This window comes from Streptomyces sp. NBC_01320 (assembly GCF_035974375.1).
Lineage (GTDB): Bacteria > Actinomycetota > Actinomycetes > Streptomycetales > Streptomycetaceae > Streptomyces > Streptomyces yanii.
Genome location: NZ_CP108390.1, coordinates 6,040,954 through 6,063,797, shown reverse-complemented (window position 1 = coordinate 6,063,797; position 22,844 = coordinate 6,040,954). Strand labels below are relative to the sequence as shown.

Sequence of the window (22,844 nt, the reverse complement as noted above, 5' to 3'; positions counted from 1 at the left end):
TGCCGCAGTGAGCCACAACGCCCGAATACGTCGCCGCACTTGTGGCGACCAACGTCACCGGAGACACGGTCGACGGCAGGACGACGGCTTTGGTGTACGAGTGAGCGGGGTTACGTGCACCACCGCGGCGCCCCCCACCGGTTGCTGGGGGACATGCGACGGGGGCGGCGGTGCCCTGGTGACGGTGGACGCGTGATCAACTGGCCGGGTGCGGCCACTCATGAGACCGGCCAGTCACACCGGAAGCACCCAGCCGGTAGGCTGTAGCCCGCTCCGCAGCAGGGCAAGGCGGGGCGAAGGTGGGTTGCCCGAGCGGCCTAAGGGAACGGTCTTGAAAACCGTCGTGGCAGCGATGTCACCGTGGGTTCAAATCCCACACCCACCGCGCAACTGGACGGCCCCTGAGCAGGTACTTCGCTCAGGGGCCGTTCCGACGGGCGCTGCCCGTCAGTTCCCGCTGCTTCCCGTCCGGTCGGGCACGCAAGCGGCACGGGGGCACCGCTCTCGCTGGACCACGATCCCGTTGCGCCAGCCGTACGGCAGTTGCGCTCGCGATCTGTCGAAAGCGTCGGGGTGGCGTGTGTTGCGTTCCTGCCGGGCAGTGCTGGCTCTCGTTCCCGTGGCGTTTGCCCTCGTCGGCTGCGGCAGGCTGTTTCCGCCGCCGGTCCCTGATGGTGAGCCGACCGAGCTGCCGCGATCCCGAACGGCGACGATGTGGACCGACGCGCGTGGCGGCACATTGGAGCTGAAGTCGGACGGCACGACGTACCAGGTACCGGCACGCTCTCAAGGATGACGGTCGCTTCCCTCACGCGGAAAACAAGTCCGTCCCTGTCGTCCACGATCTCGCAGCGCAGAGAATTCGGCCGCAGGACGTTTGAAAGGTCGCCGGAGACGGCCGGCCGATCATCACCGTTCTTCGTCCGAGCGGGCGACCCTTCTGCGGGCCTGCCCGGCACGTCCGGTCAAGGCGACCGGTCGGGGCTGCCCTCCGGGCCGGCGGGGCGGCCGGAGGTGAGGCGGGCGGCCGAGGCGATGGTGGCGCGGGCTTCGTGTTCGGTGAGGCCGGTATGGACGGCGGCCTTGGTGAGGGCATCCGCGAGGGCGTCGCCGAAGCCGTGTTCGTACGCACGGCAAGCCGCCCAGAAGAGGCGGGTGTTGCGCTGTCCTTCGTGTGCCGCGAGGACGAACTGGACCAGGCCCCGGCCGTGGTGGGGGCGTGGTGAGGGGTGGTGAGGGCGCGCGGGAGGTGTGAGCAGCCGCAGGAGTGCGCGGGGGCAGGGGGCCGGGGAGAGATCGGCGGCGCCAGGGGCGAGTCGGTAGGTGCCGCCGGTGGTGACCGAGCCGGGGCCGACCAGGTAGCCGCCGGCGCCGCGGATGTCGATGCCGGGAGCGAGGCGGCTGGCGGAGTTCGGTACGGGCACCCCGGGCGGACCGGTGAGCCAGATGTGGCGTCCGCCGCTCGGTGTGATGACCGTGACGGTCGGCGGGATGGTGAACAGATGGTGCAGGGCCAGCTGCTGGAGGGCCGCCGCGGAGTCGCTGCGGCCAGAGGCATCGATGTCGAGATCGATGCCGATGAGGTGGTGCGGTGCCCGGCCGCAGGCGATGCCGTATCCGGTGGCCCATGGGGCGGCGGCGAACAGGGCTCGTACGGCGGCGGGGTTTGTGGTGGCGTCGTGGACCCCGTGTCCGGGAAGGCCGCAGGCGCCCCGGCAGCCGGCCGGCCGGTCGTCGCCGCGGTGGGGGGAGCGCAGGGCGGGGAGCTTGGTGGCGGACAGCGGGATGACGGGGAGCCCGTGCTCGGCGGCGGAGAGTGCGTGGGCGAGGGCCAGGGTGGCGGTCTGCCGGTCGGTGATGGCCATAGTTCATTTTCGTACAGGTGTTCGAGAAAGGGAAGGGGGGATGGGGCGCGGCGGCGTGTAGATGGGTGGGCTCGGGGTGCTGGGGGTCGATGGGGCGGATTGGCGGAAAATGTGCCGGAACGCTTTTCCTCCGGGGATGCGCGGGATCGCGTGGTGCGGATCGAGGCGTGGGGGTGTGAATCGGGGCTTCGAGGCCGTGCAGGAGGTTTATCGGGTGTTCCTCATGCTTGCGGGGGAATCGTGGATCATGAGTGGTTCATGGGGGATTCGGTGGGCAACTTTGGTCTCGCGACGTCGTGACCAACGCCGAGGTGGTCGGCCAACCGCCTTGGAACAAGCAGCACTTCCGGTTCCTGGAGGAATTGACATGGCAAGCATCCGTACCGCTCGCGCCCTCGCCGCTGTTGCCGCACTGCCTCTCGCCGCCGCGCTCTTCGGCGGCGTGGCCCAGGCCGACAACGGCTCGTTCGCGAACGATGGATCGAACGCGGGTGTTGCGACGATCAGCGGCAGCGGAGTCGGTGGGGACAATTTCGGTAATTCGTCCACGTCGCAGCAGCAGGCCACCGGCTCCGGGGCGTCGAACCGGAGCAACTCGGCGCAGGTGAACGGCTCGGCCTTCACCGTGATCGATCAGTCCACCAGGAGTGTCGCGGTGAACTTCACCAATCTCTGGTGAGCCGGGGGCCACCGCGGGCCGGTCGGGGGGCCGGTGTGCGACGGGGTGAACAGCAGCCTGTGCAAGGACGCTTCGGTTTCCTTGCACAGGCTGTTCGCGTTCCGGCGTGTGTGGGCGGGAGTGCTCGGTCGCCGCCGGCCTTGACAGCGATCAGTTATCTGACGGACAGTCAGAAACCCTGATTCCGTACCCCCGTGTCCGGGAGGCCGCCGCCGTGCACCTCGCCCCGACGGAACGTCAGCAGCAGCTGCGTGCCGAACTCCGCACGTATTTTCGCGATGTGATCTCCGGGACGGATCCGACCGGCCGTGCCGACGGAACTCCTGGGGCGGACGGGAAGTCCCGGCCCCCGGCGGCGCCCGAGGACCCGGTCGAGCAGCGTCGGCTGTTGCGGCGCATCGGTGCCGACGGGATGCTCGGGCTCGGCTGGCCCGTCGAGTACGGAGGGCAGGGCCGCGGACCCGACGAGCAGTTCGTCTTCTTCGACGAGGCTTACCGGGCGGGCGCACCCGTGTCCATGGTCACGCTCAACACCGTCGGCCCGACGCTGATGCGGTACGGGACCGAGGCGCAGAAGGAGTATTTCCTCCCGCGGATCCTGAGCGGGGACCTCGTTTTCGCGATCGGCTACAGCGAACCCGAGGCCGGCACGGACCTGGCCGCGCTGAGGACGAGGGCGGTGCGGGACGGCGACGACTGGGTGATTGACGGGCAGAAGATCTTTACCAGCAATGCGCAGAACGCGGACTGGATCTGGCTCGCCTGCCGTACGGATCCGGACGCGCCCAAGCACAAGGGCATCTCGATCGTCCTGGTTTCGACGGACGCGCCGGGCTTTGCCTGGACCCCGATCGAGACCGTGGGCGGACTGACCACGACGGCCACCTACTACGACGGGATTCGGGTGCCCGCCACGAACCTGGTCGGCGAGGAGAACGGTGGCTGGGGCCTGATCACCAACCAGCTGAACCACGAGCGGGTGGCGCTCGCGGCGATCGGGATGCAGGCCGAGGATTTCTACGAGGCGGCGCTTGCCTTCGCCCGAACCCCCGATCCGGTGACGGGGCGGCGTCCGGTTGACGAGCCGTGGGTGCGGTCCCGGCTGGCCGAGGCGTATGCCCGACTGGCGGCAACCCGCCTGCTCAACTGGCGTCTGGTGGGGGACGTCGGGGCGGGCTCGGTGGCCCCCGGGGACGCGAGCGGAGTGAAATTCGTGGGAACCGAATCGGCCGTCGAGGTGTATCGAATGTGCCAGGAAATCACGGGCGAGGCCGGGATGGTCAGAGGCGGATCGCCCGGCTCCTTCGGGGACGGGGAGCTGGAGCGGATGAACAGGGCGGCGCAGATCAACACCTTCGGGGGCGGGGTGAGCGAGGTGCAGCGGGAGATTGTCGCGACGATGCGGCTCGGCATGAAGAGGGGGAAGCGGTGACGGACACAGCGGACCGGTTGCACGGGAGGCTCAAGGCGTACGAAGGGCGCGCGTCCGCCACGGCCGGCGTCGGCAAGGACCTGGTCAACGAGCCGATGATCAGGCATTGGTGCGAGGCGATGGGAGACGGGAATCACGCGTACGTGGGGCCGGGGGCGATTGCGCCGCCGACGATGCTGCAGGTGTGGACGATGGGCGGTCTGTCGGGGCACACCGACCGGTCCGGGGCGTACGACGAGCTGTTCGGCCTGCTCGACCGTGCCGGATACACCTCGGTGGTCGCGACCGACTGTGAGCAGGAGTACCTGCGTCCGCTGCGGCCCGGGGACCGGATCACTTTCGATGCGGTGATCGAGTCGGTGTCGGAGCGGAAGACGACCAAACTGGGGACGGGCTATTTCATCACGACGCGGATGGACGTCCGAGCGGCCGGTGAACCGGCCGGGACGCATCGCTTCCGGATCCTGAAGTACGCGCCCGCAGGGGGTAAAGGGGGGCAGCGGGGTGGAGGACGAGGGCTGAGACAGGGCGGTCGGAGTCTGCGGCCGAGACCGGTGATCAACCGGGACAACGCCGGTTTCTGGCAGGGCGTCGCCGAGCACAGACTTCTCATCCAGCGGTGCCGGGAGTGCGAGACCCTGCGTTTTCCCTGGCTCCCCGGATGCAATGCGTGCGGCTGCCAGGAGTGGGACACGGTCGAGGCGAGCGGCGAGGGCACGGTCTTCAGTCACGTCGTGATGCATCACCCGCCCTTCCCGGCCTTCAGCGCCTCCGACGAAGCCGGGCCGTACGCGGTGGCGCTGATCGAGCTGGCGGAGGGCGTGCGGATGGTCAGCAACGTGGTCGGTGTGCCCAGCGACAAGGTGCGGACGGGGATGTCGGTGAAGCTGGAATTCCTTCGTACGGACCCCGAGTTGGAGCTGCCGGTCTTCCGTGGGGGCGAGGGTTGACATGGACTTCACGCCCACGGAGGAGCAGGGCGCGGCACAGGGGCTCGCCGCGCAGATCTTCGGTGACCTGGCCACGCACGAGCGACTGGCCGCCGCAGGGTCGGGGACGGATGCCGAGCTGTGGAAGGAGCTGTGCGCAGCCGGGCTCACGGCCGCCGTCGAGGAGATCGGGCTGCTGGGTCTGGTGCTGCTGTTGGAGGAACAGGGCAGGACGACCGCGCAGGTGCCGTTCGCGGCGAGCTGTGTGTACGGGCTGCTCGCCGTCGCCGACCACGGTACGGGCGAACAGCGGGAGCGACTGCTGCCACCCCTGCGGGACGGCACGGCTGTGGCCACCGGGGCGTTTCCGGCACGCTCCGGTCTACGGACCGACGGGGAAGGGCGGCTGAGCGGCGTCGTGCCCTATGTGCCCTGGCTGCGGGACGCAACCCTGGTGCTCGTGGCGGATGCGGACCGGGTGCTGTGGGTCGTGCGGATCGCCGATCCGGGCGTGGTGGTCCTGCCGGTGGAGACGACGGCGCCGTGGTCGGCGGCGCGGCTCGTCCTGGACCGGGCTCCCGGCGAGCGGCTCGGCGGGTCGGGGCCGGAGCTGAGCCCCGAGCCGAGCCCGGCCCCGGAAGCAGAAGCAGAAGTGGGAACGGGTCGGGAACCGGAAGCGGAGACAGGAGAGGCAGCGGGAGCAGGGATGTACGGGGCGGTGCTGGCCGCGAGCCGGACGGCGTTCGCGGGATTGCAGGCCGGGGTGTGCGCCGGGTCGCTGGCCCGAGCGGTCGCCCACACCACCACCCGGGAGCAGTTCGGGCGCCCGCTCTCCACCAACCAGGGGGTGCTGCTGCGCGCAGCCGACGCCCATATGGACACCGAGGCGATACGGGTCACGGCGTACGAGGCGGCATGGCGCCATGACCAGGGTCTGGCCTACGGCGCCCAGGCGCTGACTGCGGCATGGTGGGCCTCGGAGGCCGGCAGGAGAGTCGTACACGCCGGACAGCATCTGCACGGCGGTACGGGCGCCGATCTCGACCACCCCGTCCACCGTCACTTCCTCTGGGGCCGTCAGCTCGACTCCTATCTGGGATGCGGCAGTGAAGTGCTCGAGGAACTGGGTGAGTTGCTGGTGAAGGAGGGATTGCAATGAAGGTCGGTGAGGAGCTGCCACCGCTGGAGATCGAGGTGACCCGCACCTTGATCGTCGCGGGTGCCGTCGCCTCCCGCGACTACCAGGACGTGCACCATGACGCGGAGCTCGCGCAGCAGAAGGGCTCCCCGGACATCTTCATGAACATCCTGACGACCAATGGCCTGGTGGGGCGGTACGTCACCGACCACTTCGGGCCGTCTGCGGTGCTCCGCAAGGTCGCCATCAGGCTGGGGGCACCCAACTACCCCGGAGACACCATGGTGTTGACCGGCACCGTCACGGCCCTCGATGACGCCGGGACGGCCGAGGTGGCGGTCGTCGGCGCCAACGGTCTGGGTAGGCATGTCACCGGCACGGTGACCGTCAGCGTCCCGGAGGGATCGGCATGAGTGTGCGCAGGGCCGATTCGCTCGGCGGCCGGGCGGCGATCGTCGGGATCGGGGCGACCGAGTTCTCGAAGGATTCAGGGCGCAGTGAACTCAAGCTGGCCGTCGAGGCGGTGCGAACCGCCCTCGACGACGCCGGGCTGACCCCTGCCGATGTCGACGGTCTGGTCACCTTCACCATGGACACCAGCCCCGAGATCACGGTCGCCCAGGCGGCCGGCATCGGAGAGCTGTCGTTCTTCTCCCGCATCCACTACGGCGGCGGTGCGGCCTGCGCGACCGTGCAGCAGGCGGCGCTCGCCGTGGCGAGCGGGGTTGCCGATGTCGTGGTCTGCTACCGCGCCTTCAACGAACGTTCGGGGCGGCGCTTCGGATCCGGGGTGCAGCGCCGGGAACCCACCGCCGAGGGGACGGCGCTCGGCTGGAACCTCCCCTTCGGGCTCCTCACTCCCGCCTCCTGGGTGGCCATGGCCGCCCAGCGTTATCTGCACACCTACAACCTGACCCCGGAGGCCTTCGGCCATGTCGCGGTCACCGACCGGCGCCATGCGGCGCGCAACCCGGCGGCGTACTTCTACGAGAAGCCGATCACCCTCGCCGACCACGCCGCGTCGCGCTGGATCGTCGAACCGCTACGGCTGCTCGACTGCTGCCAGGAGACCGACGGCGGACAGGCGATCGTCGTGACCAGCGCCGAGCGGGCCAGGGACCTTCCGCAGCCGCCTGCGATGATCGTTGCCGCCGCACAGGGCGCAGGGCGGGCGCAGGAGCAGATGACCAGCTTCTACCGTGACGGGCTGACCGGGCTGCCGGAGACGGACGTCGTCGCCAGGCAGCTCTGGCGTACCTCCGGACTCACCCCCTCCGACATCGATGTGGGCATTCTCTACGACCACTTCACCCCCTTCGTGCTGATGCAGCTGGAGGAGTTCGGCTTCTGCGGGCCGGGCGAGGCCGCCGACTTCGTGGCGGACGACGCGCTGCCCCTGAACACGCATGGAGGTCAGCTGGGGGAGGCGTATCTGCACGGGATGAACGGCATCGCGGAGGCGGTCCGGCAGATCCGGGGCACATCGGTGAACCAGATATCCGGGGCGGCCAGAACCCTGGTCACAGCGGGCACGGGGGTGCCTACCTCCGGACTGATTCTGGGCACCGGCGATTGACCGTGGGACAGGAGCGGGCCCGTTGTCCCAGGTGGCTGTCTCAGGTGGCGACCCTGAGTCCTGATGACGAGCTCTACTCCTCCAGGAGGTGGGGCCGGCCCTACCCCTACAACCTGAGGCGGACGTGGCTTCGGGACCTGGGGCCGATCCCCCGGGTAGCACCCGCTCCTAGCGTGGACCTATGACCACGCCAGTCTGCACGGGCGCCTTCAGGGGAGCCACTGCCGCCACCGGACACGCGCCGCTCACCTCGCCGGCGTCGCACACGCAGCATGCGTCGCATGGTTCGCCGGGATCGCACGGTTCGTATGCGGGGCGGGCGCCCTACGCTCCCTACCCGTCGTTCTCGTCGTTCGTGCGGGCGCGGGGGCCCGTGCTGCTGCGTACCGCGCGCTCGCTGACCGCGAATCCGAGCGATGCCGAGGATCTGCTGCAGACCGCGCTCACCAAGACGTACGTCGCGTGGGAACGGATCGAGGATCACCGGGCGCTCGACGGCTATGTCCGCCGGGCCCTGGTGAACACCCGCACCTCGCAGTGGCGCAAGCGGAAGGTGGACGAATTCGCCTGCGACGAGCTGCCCGAGCAGGAGACAGCTCCGGCGCCCGATCCTGCCGAGCAGCAGTCGTTGCACGATGCGATGTGGCGAGCCGTGCTGAAGCTCCCGGACCGGCAGCGGGCGATGGTCGTCCTGCGCTACTACGAGGATCTCAGCGAGGCGCAGACGGCCGAGGTGCTCGGGGTGTCCATCGGCACGGTCAAGAGCGCTGTGTCACGGGCACTCGGCAAGCTGCGCGAAGACCCGGAGCTGACCCCCATACGCTGACCCCGCGAGCCCGCCCGCCTGCGATCCGGCTCAAGCGCGCGAGGCCGGCGGTCTGTGAGCCCGTGTGAGTTCCTCTGAGCGCGCGCAGGCCGGTGAGCCCGCGTGAGTCTGCGATCCGGGCAGTCCCTGAGCTCGTGCGTTTGTGACGCCGGTCGTCGGCGACCAGGCCGTCGAAGTTGACGAGTGCATGGAAGAGGTCGAGGTCACCGACGGATTCCGGACCTCAATGCCGGGATTTCGTGCCTCGGGCGCTCCGCCGATGCGTGCAGAAGAAGTCGACGGGCACCGATTCGTTTGCCCGGGACTAGTGACATACCAATTGGTATGTGCGCAGAATCAGCGGAACCTTACTGCCGCGTAGCGCCCACCGGGAGGACGCCGTGCTGAGCACCATGCAGGACGTACCGCTGACTGTCACCCGCATCCTGACGCATGGGATGACGATCCACGGGAAGTCGCAGGTCACGACCTGGACCGGCGAGCCCGAGCCGCAGCGGCGAAGCTTCGCCGAGGTGGGACGCCGTGCCACGCAGCTCGCCCACGCCCTGCACGACGAGCTCGGTGTCGTCGGCGACCAGAGGGTCGCGACCCTCATGTGGAACAACGCCGAGCATGTCGAGGCGTACCTGACGATCCCCTCCATGGGTGCCGTGCTCCACACGCTCAACCTGCGGCTCCCCGCCGAGCAGTTGATCTGGATCGTCAAGCACGCCGACGACAAGGTCGTCATCGTCAACGGTTCGCTGCTGCCGCTCCTCGCGCCGCTCCTCCCGCACCTGCCGTCGATCGAGCATGTGGTCGTCGCCGGGTCCGGTGACCGTTCCGTGCTCGACGGTGCCGCGCCGCGGGTGCACGACTACGAGGAGCTGATCACCGGTCGTCCCACCAGCTACGACTGGCCGGAACTGGACGAACGCCAGGCCGCCGCCATGTGCTACACCTCCGGCACCACCGGCGACCCCAAGGGCGTCGTCTACTCCCACCGCTCCGTCTACCTGCACTCCATGCAGGTCAACATGTCGGAGTCGATGGGGCTGACCGACAAGGACACCACGCTGGTGGTCGTCCCCCAGTTCCACGTCAACGCGTGGGGCCTGCCGCACGCGACGTTCATGTCCGGCGTCAACATGCTGATGCCGGACCGGTTCCTGCAGCCCGCCCCGCTCGCGGACATGATCGAGCGCGAGAAGCCGAGCCACGCCGCCGCCGTTCCGACCATCTGGCAGGGCCTGCTCGCCGAGGTCACCGTCAACCCGCGCGATCTGACCTCGATGGCCCACGTCACCATCGGCGGTGCCGCCTGTCCGCCCTCCCTCATGGAGGCGTACGACAAGCTGGGCGTCCGTCTCTGCCACGCCTGGGGCATGACCGAGACGTCGCCGCTCGGCACGATGGCCAACCCGCCCGCAGGGCTGACCGCGGAGCAGGAGTGGCCGTACCGCATCACCCAGGGACGATTCCCGGCCGGAGTCGAGGCGCGACTGGTCGGCCCCGGCGGCGAGCATCTGCCCTGGGACGGTGAGTCGGCCGGTGAGCTGGAGGTCCGCGGCCCCTGGATCGCCGGTGCCTACTACGGCGGCGCGGACGGCGAGGCACTGCGCCCCGAGGACAAGTTCAGCGAGGACGGCTGGCTGAAGACCGGTGACGTCGGCGTCATCAGCGAGGACGGCTTCCTCACCCTCACCGACCGCGCCAAGGACGTCATCAAATCCGGCGGCGAGTGGATTTCCAGCGTCGAGCTGGAAAATGCCCTGATGGCGCACCCGGATGTGGCCGAGGCCGCCGTCGTCGCGGTCCCGGACGAGAAGTGGGGAGAGCGTCCGCTGGCGACCGTCGTGCTCAAGGACGGCGCGACCGCGGAATACGAGGCGCTGAAGGCGTTCCTCGCCGAGTCCGGCATAGCCAAGTGGCAGCTGCCGGAGCGCTGGTCGATCATTCCGGCGGTGCCGAAGACCAGCGTCGGCAAGTTCGACAAGAAGGTGATCCGTAAGCAGTACGCGGCGGGCGAGCTGGACATCACGCAGCTCTGAGCGGTGCGCTGACGGCGAGGGCGGTACGGGAAGTCCCGTACCGCCCTCGTCCGTCGTCGCGACGACGACTACCTCAGTTCGTGCCGATCTTCGCCAGCAGGTCGACGATGCGGGACTGGACCTCTTCGCTCGTCGAGCGTTCCGCCAGGAAGAGCACGGTCTCGCCGGAGCTGAGCCTCGGCAGCTCCGTCCGGTTGATGTCGGCCGAGGTGTAGACGACCAGTGGGGTCCGGTTGAGCTGGCCGTTCGCGCGCAGCCAGTCGACGATCCCGGCTCGGCGGCGGCGTACCTGCATCAGGTCCATCACCACCAGATTCGGCCGCATCCGGGTGGCGAGGGAGACCGCTTCGCTGTCGGTCGCGGCGCACGCAACCTGCATGCCGCGGCGTTCCAGCGTCGCCGTCAGCGCCACCGCGATTTCCTCGTGCTTCTCGATCAGCAGTACCCGCGGCGGGTGCTGCTCGCTGTCGCGGGGTGCGAGCGCCTTGAGGAGCACCGCGGGGTCGGCACCGTACGCCGCTTCCCGCGATGCCTGTCCCAGACCGGCCGTCACCAGCACCGGAACTTCGGCAGCCACGGCCGCCTGGCGCAGCGACTGCAGCGCCGTACGCGTGATCGGCCCGGTCAGCGGGTCCACGAAGAGGGCGGCGGGGAACGCCGCGATCTGGGCGTCCACCTCCTCGCGGGAGTGCACGATGACCGGCCGGTAGCCGCGGTCGCTCAGCGCCTGCTGGGTGGAGACGTCGGGCGCGGGCCAGACGAGAAGCCGGCGCGGGTTGTCCAGCGGTTCCGGGGGAAGCTCGTCGTCGACCGGCTGCGGTGAGGGACGGTTGGCGACCTCGACCGCGCCGCCCGGGCCGTCCAGCGGCTCCGGCCCCTCGGCGCCCTCGTCGGGTGCCCCTATGGCGTACGCGCGCCCCTCGGCGGCCGGGGCTGAGAGCAGCTGCCCGGAGGCACTGGTGGTGGGCGCGTTGCCGGGCTGGGGGGCGGCGGCCGGTGCGGTGGCCGGCTGCGGCAGGTCGGGCTCCGCGGCGCGCTCGTCCTCGGGCGGCGCGGCGAGCTTGCGCCGACGCCCGGCACCGCCGAGCGTGTGGTTCTGCTGGTGCGCGAGGTGTTGGGCGAACGGCACGCCCTGCCCGAGGGTCCGCACGCTGAACGCGCGCCCCTGCGTCGAGTCGGTGGAGACGGGTGCGGCGGCGGACATCGGCGCCGACGCGGGCATCGGTGCCTCGGCGGGCAGCGGCTGTCGCCGGGGGTCCGGCGCGGGCTCGGCCACGGGAGCGGGCTCGGGCGCGATGGCGTCCGGACGGCTCTCCGCCGTGCCGGCGGGAGCGGTGATGGCCGCGGTGCCGGTGGTGGTGTGCTCCGTTCCGGGCCGGGACAGGTCCCCGGGGGCGTTCAGGGCGGCCAGGCCCTGTCCCGAGGTGCCGTTCTCCGGCCGGCCGCCGGGCTGCATGGGCTCCTGCGCGGGTTCCGGCTGTCCGGGCTGCTGCTGGGGCGTGTCCGGGGCGTGACGGGCACGGCGGCGCCCGGTCGGTGCGGGGTGTTCCTGCGGCGGCGTGTGGTGGTTGTCCTGCGGCGTGCCCACGGCGTCGTGGCGTGCGGGCAGCGCGGCGTCCGCCTCACCGGCCGTGGGCGGGATCCGGTCGGCATCGGCGGGCGGGAGGGCGAACGCGGTACGCGGCCCCACCGGTTCGGCCGCGGCGGCTCGGTCCTGCGCGGCGGCCAGCGCCCGGCGGGCCCGTCGCCCGGTCGGCTGCTGCTGTGCCTGATGCTGAGTCTGGTCGGTCTGCTGACCCTCTGGTGTCTGCTGTCGGCCGGACCGGGACGCGGTCCGGTCCTGCCCCGGGGCAGAAACGAGGGCCGGGAGGGCCAGCTGGTTCTCGTTGCCCTGGCGCGCCCGTCCACCGCCCGCGGGCACCGGCACGGGCGCCTCGGCGGGTACGCCCTGCGGCGGCACGGTCTGCCCGCGCTGCGGACGTCCGCCCACGCCCTGAGCGCCCTCGGCCGCCGTCACCACCGCCCCCTCGGACGGCGCTGCGGCCGCGGGCAGCGCCAACGCCTGCCCCGGCTGCTCCATGGGCTGACCGGTGCCCGTCTCGGCCGGGCTGGGCCGTCCCCGCCTGCGACCGGATCCCCCGCCCTGCTGGGCCGGGATGAGCTCGTGGGGCGACTGCTGGGGCTGCTGGGCGGACGGCTGCTGAGCCTGCTGTCCGCCGTGCTCGTCCTGCGCCGCCGCTTCACGACGCGCCCTGCGCCGCCCCGTCGGCTCCGCTGCAGCGGTGTCACCGGACTCGGCCCCCTCAGCGGCCGTCCCGCCGCCCACCGGGCTCTCCAGGAAGGCGTCCGTCGACGCGCGTCGCGCCCTGCGCCGTCCGCCGCCCGGCGGTGTCCCCTGCTGCTGCCCGGTCTCCTCGGGCGCAGCCGGAACGGGAGGCGTCCGAGGCGGCAGTACGGTCCCCGCACCCGCGCCCAGCGGCACTTCGAGGACGTACGCGCTGCCGCTCATCCCCGGCATCTCGTGCGTCTGCAGCACGCCGCCGTGCGCCCGCACGATCCCGCGCACGATCGGTTCGTGCACGGGGTCGCCCCCGGCGAACGGTCCGCGCACCTCGATCCGTACGACCTCACCGCGCTGCGCCGCCGCCACGACCACTGTCGAGTCGACGTAGCCGACGCCCGGCACCACCCGCGCCTTGCCGGTCGAGTCGATCCCGGCGACGTCCGCGACCAGGTGGGCGAGCGCCGTCACCAGCCGCCCCGCGTCCACCTCGGCCTCGATCGGCGGCGCGTGCACCGCGAACTGCGCGCGCCCCGGACCGATCAGTTCCACAGCGCCGTCGATACCGGCCGTCACGACCGAGTCGAGCAGCACCTTCTGTTTGACCAGCGCCTCCGCCCCGCTGTCGAGACGCTGGTAGCCGAGCACGTTGTCGACGAGCGTCGTCATCCGGGCGTAGCCGGCGGCCAGGTGGTGCAGGATCTGGTTGGCCTCGGGCCACAGCTGGCCCGCCGGGTCGGCGGCGAGAGTCGAGAGCTCGCCGCGCAGCTCCTCCAGCGGCCCGCGCAGCGACTCGCCGAGGACGGCGGTCAGCTGTGCGTGCCGGGCGGTCAGTTGTGCGAGCCGCTCGGTCAGCTCCTCCGACTCGGCCGCGGACCGCTCGGTCCGGTCGGCCAGCTCGGCGGCATGCCGTTCGGTCAGCCCGGTGACCTCGGCGGTGTGCTGCTCGGTCAGCCGGGTGACCTCGGCGGTGTGGCTCTCGGTCAGTTCGGTCAGCCGCGCCGTGTGCTCGTTGGTGAGTTCCTCGTACGGCCGGCGGTCGGTGAACGTCATCACCGCACCGACCAGCTGGTCCCCGTCCCGGACGGGCGCGGTCGTCAGATCGACCGGCACCTGCGCGCCGCTCTTGGACCACAGCACCTGCCCGCGCACCCGGTGCTTGCGACCGGACTTGAGCGTGTCGGCGAGCGGCGACTCCTCGTACGGGAACGGCTCGCCCTCCGCACGCGAGTGCAGGATCAGCGGATGCAGCTCCTGGCCGCCCAGGTCACTGGCACGAAAGCCGAGGATCTGCGCGGCGGCGGGGTTGACCAGGACGACCCGGCCGTCGGTGTCCGTGCCGACGACCCCCTCGGCCGCGGCACGCAGGATCATCTCGGTCTGCCGCTGCGAACGGGCCAGCTCGGCCTCGGTGTCGACGGTGCCCGACAGATCCCGTACGACGAGCATCAGCAGCTCGTCGCCCGTGTAGCTGCCGTTGTAGGTGGACTGGAAGTCGTTGTACGCGGCCTGCCCGTCCTCCAGGCTGGCGCTGGTGACCTCGACCGGGTACTCGTTGCCGTCGGTCCGCCGCGCGATCATCCGCGTCGGCTTCGTCCGGCCCCGTTCGTCCGCTGCCTCGGGCCTGCGCATCGACCCCGGGATCAGCTTGGAGTCGAACTCCGGAAGCAGATCGAGGAGTCCGCGACCGACGAGCGCGGTGCCCGGCGTCTCGAACATTTCGAGGGCGATGGTGTTGGCGTTGACGACCGTGCCGTTGCAGTTGACGAGCAGGAGCCCGTCAGGGAGGGCATCGAGTATGGCTGCGAGGCGAGCAGCGCCTCGGGATGGCCTGCTGCTCACGACGACGCTTCCTCCCTGGTTACCGCACCTTGCCGACAGCGGGCCCCATCTTGCCCCTCGGGCCGCAGGCTGTCACTGGAGGAGTCTAAAGGCAGGGGAGGGGCATCCGGCGGCGGATGAGGGGGAGCTCTCACCAAGGTTCTGTGCATACCGTGTACGACCCCTGCCCCTGACGTGTCCTGTGACGGCCCCGACCACGTCGGGTCATCGGACATTCGGGAGCACCGGCCGCAGGTTGTTCCAGCGTGCGATCTCGCATCCGTTGGTCCGGTCGAAGGCGGCGTCGACACGCTGCCCGTGCCAGGTTCCGGTGACCCGGGCCGTGGCCGATCCGCTGAATTGCTGGGTGCACATGGTGCCGGTGGGCACCGGACGGAAGGGGTCCTTGCCGTCACCCGCGGGCGCCCCCAGCTCCGCGAGCCGGTCGCACGCGTGCTGCGCCACCGGGTGGCTGCCGCCGGCGGGGTAGCACTTCAGTTCGTACACGCCGTCGGCGGCGCGGTCTCCGGAATCCAGGACCGTGACCGTCAGCTCGGTCTTCCGGGCGTCGTCGTCGCCCTGGAGCGCCGGTACCGGCAGCGGGAGGGGCAGCGGAAGGTGGCCGGTGGCAGCGGTCGCGGCCGGTGCGGCGGCGGACAGCACGGCGAAGGATGTGACAGCGGTCAGGGTGAGGCGGCGCAGCATGCGGGCTCCTGTGGACGTGTGGAAGACGGAGAGGCGGTACCCCGTCATCACTAACGCTCCGCATGCTCCGGCGTTGCGCAACCCGAAGACTTTGCCCTGGCGGCCGACGGCCTAGTACCGTAGGCGGCGATTGGTGAGGCAGTGCTCAGCTGTGTCATCATCTGCACGCACCACTCGCGTTCGCGCGGGGTGTGCTGGAGGCGTCGCCTAGTCCGGTCTATGGCGCCGCACTGCTAATGCGGTTTGGGTCTTAAAGCCCATCGAGGGTTCAAATCCCTCCGCCTCCGCTTGATCACTGAAGCCCCGTGCCACTGGCCGGGGCTTCAGTCGTATCCGGGTGCGGCGCGCGTTCGCGAAGGCGCGTGCAGACATGACCCAACATAGAGTTTCCGCAGGTCAGAGGCGGTTTGGGTAATGGATTTCGCGTGACGGCGCAGGTCATGTAATGTTGTTCCCGCAACGCCGACCAGGCAGAAAAGCCCGGAACGCCAAGCACTCGTAGCTTAACGGATAGAGCATCTGACTACGGATCAGAAGGTTGCAGGTTCGAATCCTGCCGAGTGCACAGCAGGCCGGAGGCCCTCAGGAGAAATCCTGAGGGCCTCCGGCTTTTGCGTTGACGGCAGTGTGACGGGCTGTGGAGCAAAAGGGAGCTGAGGTCAGGAGGCCAGGGCGAGCGCCCAGTTCGACTCGGCGAGCCGGAATCCGCAGTGACCCTTCGCCGTGCCTGAGGCCCCGTGGCTGTGGCGGCCGACCTGCGCGGCTTCACCCACCTGTCCGGGCCGGGGCCCGAGTTGTCGTCCAAGGCCCGCAGAAGCACGGCCGGGTCAGGCCGACGTCTTGACGGCCGAGCCCGTCCGGACCCGCTCCTGCACGACGCGGCGGCGCCGGGTCGGCATCCCGAGCGTCGGGTTGGCGACGCCCCAGGCCGCGCCTTTGCAGACCAGCTCCTTGTAGACGGCGGCGAGCCGTCCGGTCAGGGCCGCCCGGACGGCGCGGTCGTCGGCGGTGACGTACTGGATCACGCCTTCCCTGCGGCCCAGTGAGATGCACTGGTTGAAGTAGCGGACCGGCGCGTTCGGGAGCTTCCCTCCGGTCAGGCGTGCCGCGATGGCGTCGGCGGCCTGCCACGCGGTGGGCGTGCCCGAGGCGCACGACATCCGCAGCGGCTTGTCGCCCGGGCCCATGGCCATGGCCGCGTCGCCGATGGCGTACACGTCCGGGTGCGAGACCGAGCGCATGGTCCCGTCGACCACGATCTGGCCTGTGCCGGTGACCTCCAGAGCGGTGGCCTTCGCGATCGGGTGGACCGCGAAGCCGGTGGTCCACACGGTGACCGCGGCCGGGACGGACGTGCCGTCGGCGGTGGTGACGCGGTCGGCCTCCACGCCGGTGACAGCGGTGTGCTCGTGCACGGTGATGCCGAGCTTGTCGAAGACTTTCCGCAGGTGCCGGCGGCCTTTGGGCGCGAGCCAGTCGCCGAGCCCGCCGCGGGCGGCGAGGGCGATATCGAGATCCGGGCGGGCCTCGGCGATCTCGGTCGCGGCCTCCAGGCCGGTGAGGCCGCCGCCGACGACGACCACGGTCTGTCCGGCGTCCAGGCCGGCCAGGCGCTCGCGCAGCCGGAGCGCTCCGGGGCGGCCGGTGATCTCGTGGGCGTGCTCGGCGGTGCCGGGGACGCCTTGGGTGTTCCAGCCGCTGCCGAGGGCGTACACGAGGCTGTCGTACTCGAGCTCCTCGGCGCCGTTCGCGTCGATGACGGCGACAGTCTTGCGGCCGACGTCGACACCGGTGACCTTCGCGAGCTTCAGTTCGACGCCGGTGCCCGCGAACATCTCGCTGAACGGCCGGGGCTTGAGGTCCTGGCCGACCGCCAGCTGGTGCATCCGGACGCGCTCGACGAAGTCGGGCTCGGCGTTGACGAGGGTGATGGCGACGTCCTGGCGGCGCAGCCGCTTGGCGAGGCGACCGGCGGCGATGGCTCCGGTGTATCCGGCTCCGAGGACGATGATGCGGTGCTGCATTTCCCTGCTCCTGTCTCGCGCGGGTTCGCCACCTGAACCGGGCAGCCCGCGGTTTCCTGACAAGAACGCGATGTGAAGCACCTCACATCGCGGTCAGAAGGCGGTGAGCAGGGGTTCCTCGTGGTCGGCGGCCGCCCACCGCTGGGTCGCGCGTTCGAGCTTGTCGGGGTTGACCTGGTTGCGGAACGCGGAGATGCCCTCGGCGGTGACCTCCAGGCACATGACGCCGATGACCCGGCCGTCGAGGACAGCCACGAGGGCGGGGGCGCCGTTGGCGGTCGTGGCGTAGATCTCGGGGGAGCCGCCGACGATGGCGCGCTTGGCCTTGCCGGGCTTGAACAGGCCCCGCATGAAGGTGGCGACCGCGAGGGCGCCCTCGAACGCCTTGGCGCGGGCCGGGACCTTCCCGCCGCCGTCGCCGATCGAGATGGCGTCTTCGGTGAGCAGCCGCACGAGCGGCTCGGTCCGGCCGCTGGTGGCGGCCGCGAGGAACTCCTCGACGATCCGCCGGGCGGCGGCCTCGTCGATCTCGGTGCGGGCCCTGCCGTCCGCGATGTGCTTCTTGGCGCGGTGGAAGATCTGCTGGCTGGCGGCCTCGGTGATGTCGAGGATCTCCGCGATCTGCCGGTGCGGGTAGTCGAAGGCCTCCCGCAGCACGTACACCACCCGCTCGTTGGGGGAGAGGCGCTCCATGAGGGCGAGGACCGCGTACGAGACGGATTCGCGCTGCTCGGCGGTGTCGGCCGGGCCGAGCATCGGGTCCCCGGCGAGCAGCGGCTCGGGCAGCCATTGGCCCACATAGGTCTCGCGCCGGGCGCGGGCCGAGGTGAGCTGGTTGAGGCACAGGTTGGTGAGGACCTTCGTCAGCCAGGCCTCGGGGACCTCGATGCGGTCGATGTCGGCGGCCTGCCAGCGCAGGAACGTTTCCTGCACGGCGTCCTCGGCATCGCTCGCGGAGCCGAGGAGGCGGTAGGCGATGGCCTCCAGGCGGGGCATGGAGGCCTTGAACCGGTCCATGTCGTTCATGGTCAGAGCCATGGCCCGGATCATAGGGGCTGTCCCGTAATCCCTGGCGGGCGCGCACGGACCTCGGGCTGCGTCCCTGCGCTACTCGACCGGTGCTGTTCGGCTTCCCGGACGCAGTGGATCGCGTTGCCCGTGCCTCCCGGGGCCCCCGCGTGCGCCGATCGCCCTTCCCCGCGCGGCCGGTTGATCGGGATCCCCGCTCCGCCGCGGAGCCTCGTTACGATCGCACGCATGAGCTGGCACTGCACCGGGTTGCGATGGCCCCAAGAAGGGCCGGTCCTGGGGTGGCAGAAGGACGGGGCGACGGGCCGAGCGGTGGGCGGGGCCGGTTCGACGCGGGTGAGTGTCCTTGCCTATGGGAAGGAGCTCGGGTTCCGCGCCGGCGGTGAGCGGCACTGTGTGGGGGCGCGGGGGAACGTGTGTCCGCTGGGCGCCGTGGTGTCCGGGCGGAGTACGGGGGCGCGGTGCCCGGAGTGCGCGCGACTGGACCGGGCGCACTCGGTGGCCGCCGACACGATCGCCGACGACCCCCGGACGTACCGCGTCTATCTCGCCTGGTTCGGGCCCGGGATGGTGAAGGTCGGCATCACTGCGGAGGAGCGGGGTGCGGCGCGGCTGCGGGAGCAGGGGGCCGTGGTCTTCAGCTGGCTGGGGCGCGGTCCGTTGATGGCGGCGCGGCGGACCGAGGAGCTGCTCCGTGCGGCGCTGGGCGTGCCGGACCGGATCCCGTACGCACGCAAGCGCGCCGTGCGGGCCGTCCTGCCGGGTGCCGCCGGGCGGGTCGCGGAGGTCGAGGAGCTGTACGGGCGGGCGGCGGCGCTGGAGAGGGGGGCGGGATGGCCGCAGTCGCTGGAGCGGCTGCCGTTCGACCCCGTCGACCACACAGGCGTGTTCGGACTGGACGGACCGGTCGAGGTGGGGCGGGCGGTGACCGAGCTGGTGGACGGCGGGGTGGTCGGTGGGCGGCTGGTCGCGGCCGCCGGGCCCGATCTGCATCTGGCGACCGCGGACGGGGTGGTCGTGCTGGACACCCGGCTGATGACCGGGTGGGAGCTGGTGGGGGCCGCTGCGCGGTCGGGGGTGACCGTGCCGGTGGTCGACATCGGGGGCGGCGGCGTGCAGGACGGGCTGTTCTGAGATCGTCGGTGGTCCGGGCGGGCCGGGTGAGGAGTGCGTGATGAGTGGCGAGAGCAATGACGTGGTGCGGTTCTGGGAGCGCCTCGGGTTGCCGGGGCTGATCGACGTCCATACCCACTTCATGCCGGAGCAGGTGCTTCGCAAGGTGTGGGCGTACTTCGACTCCGCCGGACCGCTGACCGGCATGGAATGGCCGATCACCTACCGGCATGACGAGGACGAACGGCTCGCGCTGCTCCGGTCCTTCGGGGTGCGGCGGTTCACCTCGATGCTCTATCCGCACAAGGCGGGGATGGCGGCCTGGCTGAACGGCTGGGCGGCCGACTTCGCGCGGCGGGTGCCCGACTGTCTGCACACGGCGACCCTCTTCCCCGAGGAGGGCGTGGAGCGTTACGTCCGCGAGGCGGTCGAGGCGGGGGCGCGCATCTTCAAGTCGCACCTCCAGGTCGGGGCGTACGACGCCAACGATCCGCTGCTGGAGCCCGTGTGGGGGCTGCTCGCCGACGCCGGGGTTCCGGTGGTGATGCACTGCGGGTCCGGTCCCGCACCCGGCAAGTACACCGGCCCCGAGCCGATCGGCCGGCTGCTCGGCCGGCATCCGCGGCTGCGGCTGGTGGTGGCACACATGGGGATGCCCGAGTACGCGGAGTTCCTGGCGCTGGCGGAGGCGTACCCCGAGGTGCGGCTCGATACGACGATGGCGTTCACGGACTTCTCGGAGGACCTCACGCCGTTTCCGGTGGCGGAGCGTGGACGGCTCGCCGATCTCGGGGACCGGATCCTGCTGGGGACGGACTTCCCGAACATTCCGTACCCGTACGTGCACCAGCTGCATGTCCTGGAGCGGCTGGAGTTGGGGGACGAATGGCTGCGGGCGGTCTGCTACGGGAACGCGCACGCGCTGTTCGACCGGCGCTGAGCCCGCGCTTCCTGGTTTCTCAGGGAATTCACAGGATCGGGAAAGGACCCTCTCAGAGGCGTCTCACAGGGTTGAGGCATGACGACGACCACCCCCCAGGGGCGTACCGAACTGCTCAGGCCGGACCGCAATCCCGTCCGCGTGCTGGTCGTGGACGACGAGGCGCCGCTCGCCGAGCTGCTGTCCATGGCCCTGCGCTACGAGGGCTGGGAGGTGCGCAGCGCCGGGGACGGTGCGAGTGCCGTCCGCATGGCGCGTGACTTCCGGCCGGACGCGGTGATCCTCGATGTGATGCTGCCCGACACCGACGGGCTCTCGGTGCTCGGCAAGCTGCGCCGGGACCTCTCCGAAGTCCCCGTGCTGTTCCTGACCGCGCGCGACTCGGTGGAGGACCGGATCGCCGGGCTCACGGCGGGCGGCGACGACTATGTGACGAAGCCGTTCAGCCTGGAGGAGGTCGTGGCGCGGCTGCGCGGGCTGATCCGGCGGTCCGGGACGGCGACGGTACGGAGCGAGTCGACGCTCGTCGTCGGTGACCTGGTGCTCGACGAGGACAGCCACGAGGTGAGCCGGGGGACGACGTCCATCCACCTCACCGCGACCGAGTTCGAGCTGCTGCGCTTCCTGATGCGCAATCCGCGAAGGGTGCTGAGCAAGGCACAGATCCTCGACCGCGTGTGGAACTACGACTTCGGCGGGCAGGCGAACGTCGTCGAGCTGTACATCTCGTATCTGCGCAAGAAGATCGACGCCGGACGGACGCCGATGATCCACACCCGGCGCGGGGCCGGATATCTCATCAAGCCCGGTGAATAGCCCGGTGAGCGGCCGGGCGCGGCGGCGGGGAGAGCGGACGGGACGGCGGCCGTGGACGCTGCGGACCCGGCTGGTGGTGTCCGCGGTGACGCTGATCGCCGTGGTGGCCGCGGTGATCGGCTCGGTCACCGCCATCGCCTTCCACAGCTACATGTACGGCAAGCTCGACGATCAGCTGCACTCCATCGCCATGCGGGCCTTGAAGCCACCGCCGCGCGGCGGCGCGGCCGGCGCGGGTGGTCTGCCGATGCCCGCCGACGGCCCGGACGGTGACCCGCTGGCGTTCATAGATGCCCGCGGGCAGCCTTTCGGCACGCTCGGTGCGGTGTCCGTGGACGGCTCGATCACTGCGTCGAGCGTGGTCCAGGACAACTCCGACGCCCTCGAACAGACCGCAGCGGCCGGTGTGAGGCCGCTGAAGGGCGCGGAGCGGAAGGCCCTGGAGGCGGCGGGCGTCGAGGTCGGGGACGGGGCGCGCGGCGTCGATCTGCCCGGACTCGGCTCGTACCGCGTGGAGGCCGTCGAGGGGGCGGACGAGGCGACGACCGTCCTCGTCGGCATCCCCGCCGCCGAGGTGCGCGGCGCCCTGACCACCCTGATCCTCGTCGAGGTCTGTGTCACCGGGGCCGGGCTGATCGCCGCCGGGATCGCCGGGGCCGCCATGGTCGGGGTCGCGCTGCGACCGCTGCGCCGGGTCGCCGCGACCGCCACCCGGGTCTCCGAACTCCAGTTGCACAGCGGTGAGGTGGCACCCCTGGAGCGGGTACCGGCCGCCGAGGCGGATCCGCGGACAGAGGTCGGACAGGTGGGCGCGGCGCTCAACCGGATGCTGGGCCATGTCGGTTCGGCGCTCGCGGTGCGCCAGGAGAGCGAGATGCGGGTACGGCAGTTCGTCGCGGACGCCAGCCATGAGCTGCGGACGCCGCTGGCCTCGATCCGCGGGTACGCCGAACTGACCCGGCGCGGACGCGAGGAGACCGGTCCGGACACCCGGCACGCGCTGGGGCGGATCGAGTCCGAGGCGGAGCGGATGACGGGCATGGTGGAGGATCTCCTGCTCCTGGCCCGCCTCGATGCCGGGCGCCCGCTCTCGTGCGAGAGCACTGATCTGTCACCGATCGTCGTCGACGCGGTGAGCGATGCCCGGGCAGCCGGGCAACGGGGCCATCACTGGCGGCTGGAACTGCCCGACGAACCCGCGACCGTGCACGCCGATCCGACCAGGCTCCACCAGGTGCTGGTCAATCTGCTGGCCAATGCCCGTACGCACACCCCGCCCGGCACCACCGTCATCGCGCGCGTACGGGCCGGGGCCGCTCACCCGTGGGTGACGCTGGAGGTGCAGGACGACGGGCCGGGAATCCCTGCCCAGTTGCTGCCGCATGTCTTCGAACGGTTCGCGCGCGGCGATGCGTCGCGCTCGCGCAGCGCGGGTTCCACCGGGCTCGGCCTCGCCATCGTGCAGGCTGTCGTCACCGCGCACGGCGGTCGGGTGGAGGTGCGGTCGGTGCCGGGGTGCACGGTCTTCGCCGTCCATCTGCCGGCGGTTCTGCCTGCTGTTCCGCCGGTCCGTACCGGCTCACAGCACAACCACAGGTCCATCACACCGGTGTGACAGCGGGGTTGGCGACTGTCGATGA

At 70.9% G+C, this 22,844-nt stretch carries 17 protein-coding genes and 3 tRNA genes; 15 read left to right on the top strand and 5 right to left on the bottom strand.

What is annotated here, in order from left to right; all coding sequences use genetic code 11:
- Positions 1-298 precede the first annotated feature (298 nt).
- Positions 299-385 (top strand) — tRNA-Ser (locus OG395_RS27585).
- Positions 386-965: 580 nt separating this feature from the next.
- On the opposite strand, the gene OG395_RS27580 is transcribed toward OG395_RS27585, so the two are convergent.
- Positions 966-1,865 carry a bifunctional DNA primase/polymerase gene (locus tag OG395_RS27580; protein WP_327245328.1) on the bottom strand — a complete coding sequence of 300 codons (900 nt, stop codon included), beginning with the start codon at positions 1,863-1,865 and terminating at the stop codon, positions 966-968.
- Positions 1,866-2,232: 367 nt separating this feature from the next.
- On the opposite strand from OG395_RS27580, the gene OG395_RS27575 reads away from it, so the two are divergent.
- The 8 genes from OG395_RS27575 (at position 2,233) to OG395_RS27540 (ending at position 10,475) form a co-directional block, all read left to right on the top strand.
- Positions 2,233-2,544: a hypothetical protein gene (locus tag OG395_RS27575; protein ID WP_327245327.1), complete on the top strand. Its 312-nt coding sequence runs from the start codon at positions 2,233-2,235 to the stop codon at positions 2,542-2,544.
- Between the two features lie 214 nt (positions 2,545-2,758).
- Positions 2,759-3,976, top strand: a complete 1,218-nt coding sequence (locus tag OG395_RS27570; RefSeq protein ID WP_327245326.1) for an acyl-CoA dehydrogenase family protein — start codon at positions 2,759-2,761, stop codon at positions 3,974-3,976.
- Complete coding sequence (locus OG395_RS27565; protein ID WP_327245325.1) at positions 3,973-4,926, top strand: bifunctional MaoC family dehydratase N-terminal/OB-fold nucleic acid binding domain-containing protein; 954 nt, start codon at positions 3,973-3,975, stop codon at positions 4,924-4,926. Before OG395_RS27570 ends, OG395_RS27565 begins: the two co-directional genes overlap by 4 nt.
- Position 4,927: 1 nt before the next feature.
- Complete coding sequence (locus OG395_RS27560; RefSeq protein WP_327245324.1) at positions 4,928-6,064, top strand: acyl-CoA dehydrogenase family protein; 1,137 nt, start codon at positions 4,928-4,930, stop codon at positions 6,062-6,064.
- Positions 6,061-6,456 (top strand): MaoC family dehydratase, encoded by a 396-nt coding sequence (locus tag OG395_RS27555; protein ID WP_327245323.1) that lies wholly within the window; start codon positions 6,061-6,063, stop codon positions 6,454-6,456. The genes OG395_RS27560 and OG395_RS27555 overlap by 4 nt, the downstream gene beginning before the upstream one ends.
- Positions 6,453-7,619, top strand: a complete 1,167-nt coding sequence (locus tag OG395_RS27550; protein WP_327245322.1) for a lipid-transfer protein — start codon at positions 6,453-6,455, stop codon at positions 7,617-7,619. Before OG395_RS27555 ends, OG395_RS27550 begins: the two co-directional genes overlap by 4 nt.
- Positions 7,620-7,800: 181 nt before the next feature.
- Positions 7,801-8,445: a SigE family RNA polymerase sigma factor gene (locus OG395_RS27545; protein ID WP_327245321.1), complete on the top strand. Its 645-nt coding sequence runs from the start codon at positions 7,801-7,803 to the stop codon at positions 8,443-8,445.
- Between the two features lie 380 nt (positions 8,446-8,825).
- Entirely contained in the window at positions 8,826-10,475 is a 1,650-nt protein-coding gene (locus OG395_RS27540; protein WP_327245320.1) for a long-chain fatty acid--CoA ligase, read from the top strand.
- A gap of 73 nt (positions 10,476-10,548) precedes the next feature.
- On the opposite strand, the gene OG395_RS27535 is transcribed toward OG395_RS27540, so the two are convergent.
- Positions 10,549-14,598, bottom strand: coding sequence for a response regulator (locus OG395_RS27535; RefSeq protein WP_327245319.1), 4,050 nt, complete (start codon positions 14,596-14,598; stop codon positions 10,549-10,551).
- A 204-nt stretch (positions 14,599-14,802) separates the two neighbouring features.
- The gene (locus OG395_RS27530; protein ID WP_327249477.1) at positions 14,803-15,282 is read right to left on the bottom strand and encodes an SSI family serine proteinase inhibitor; all 480 of its coding nucleotides are present in this window, start codon (positions 15,280-15,282) and stop codon (positions 14,803-14,805) included.
- Between the two features lie 196 nt (positions 15,283-15,478).
- On the opposite strand from OG395_RS27530, the gene OG395_RS27525 reads away from it, so the two are divergent.
- Positions 15,479-15,569 (top strand) — tRNA-Ser (locus OG395_RS27525).
- A gap of 205 nt (positions 15,570-15,774) precedes the next feature.
- Positions 15,775-15,847, top strand: a tRNA-Arg gene (locus tag OG395_RS27520).
- 262 nt (positions 15,848-16,109) lie between these two features.
- Here the strand turns inward: OG395_RS27520 and OG395_RS27515 are convergent.
- The gene (locus OG395_RS27515; protein WP_327245318.1) at positions 16,110-17,306 is read right to left on the bottom strand and encodes an NAD(P)/FAD-dependent oxidoreductase; all 1,197 of its coding nucleotides are present in this window, start codon (positions 17,304-17,306) and stop codon (positions 16,110-16,112) included.
- 93 nt (positions 17,307-17,399) lie between these two features.
- Positions 17,400-18,344 carry an RNA polymerase sigma factor SigJ gene (gene sigJ / locus OG395_RS27510; protein WP_327245317.1) on the bottom strand — a complete coding sequence of 315 codons (945 nt, stop codon included), beginning with the start codon at positions 18,342-18,344 and terminating at the stop codon, positions 17,400-17,402.
- Between the two features lie 219 nt (positions 18,345-18,563).
- On the opposite strand from sigJ, the gene OG395_RS27505 reads away from it, so the two are divergent.
- The 4 genes from OG395_RS27505 (at position 18,564) to OG395_RS27490 (ending at position 22,819) form a co-directional block, all read left to right on the top strand.
- Entirely contained in the window at positions 18,564-19,469 is a 906-nt protein-coding gene (locus OG395_RS27505) for a DUF2797 domain-containing protein (RefSeq protein WP_327245316.1), read from the top strand.
- 40 nt (positions 19,470-19,509) lie between these two features.
- Entirely contained in the window at positions 19,510-20,388 is an 879-nt protein-coding gene (locus OG395_RS27500; RefSeq protein ID WP_327245315.1) for an amidohydrolase family protein, read from the top strand.
- Between the two features lie 78 nt (positions 20,389-20,466).
- Positions 20,467-21,204: a response regulator transcription factor gene (locus OG395_RS27495; protein WP_266983553.1), complete on the top strand. Its 738-nt coding sequence runs from the start codon at positions 20,467-20,469 to the stop codon at positions 21,202-21,204.
- Positions 21,197-22,819 carry a sensor histidine kinase gene (locus tag OG395_RS27490; protein ID WP_327245314.1) on the top strand — a complete coding sequence of 541 codons (1,623 nt, stop codon included), beginning with the start codon at positions 21,197-21,199 and terminating at the stop codon, positions 22,817-22,819. Before OG395_RS27495 ends, OG395_RS27490 begins: the two co-directional genes overlap by 8 nt.
- Positions 22,820-22,844 lie beyond the last annotated feature (25 nt).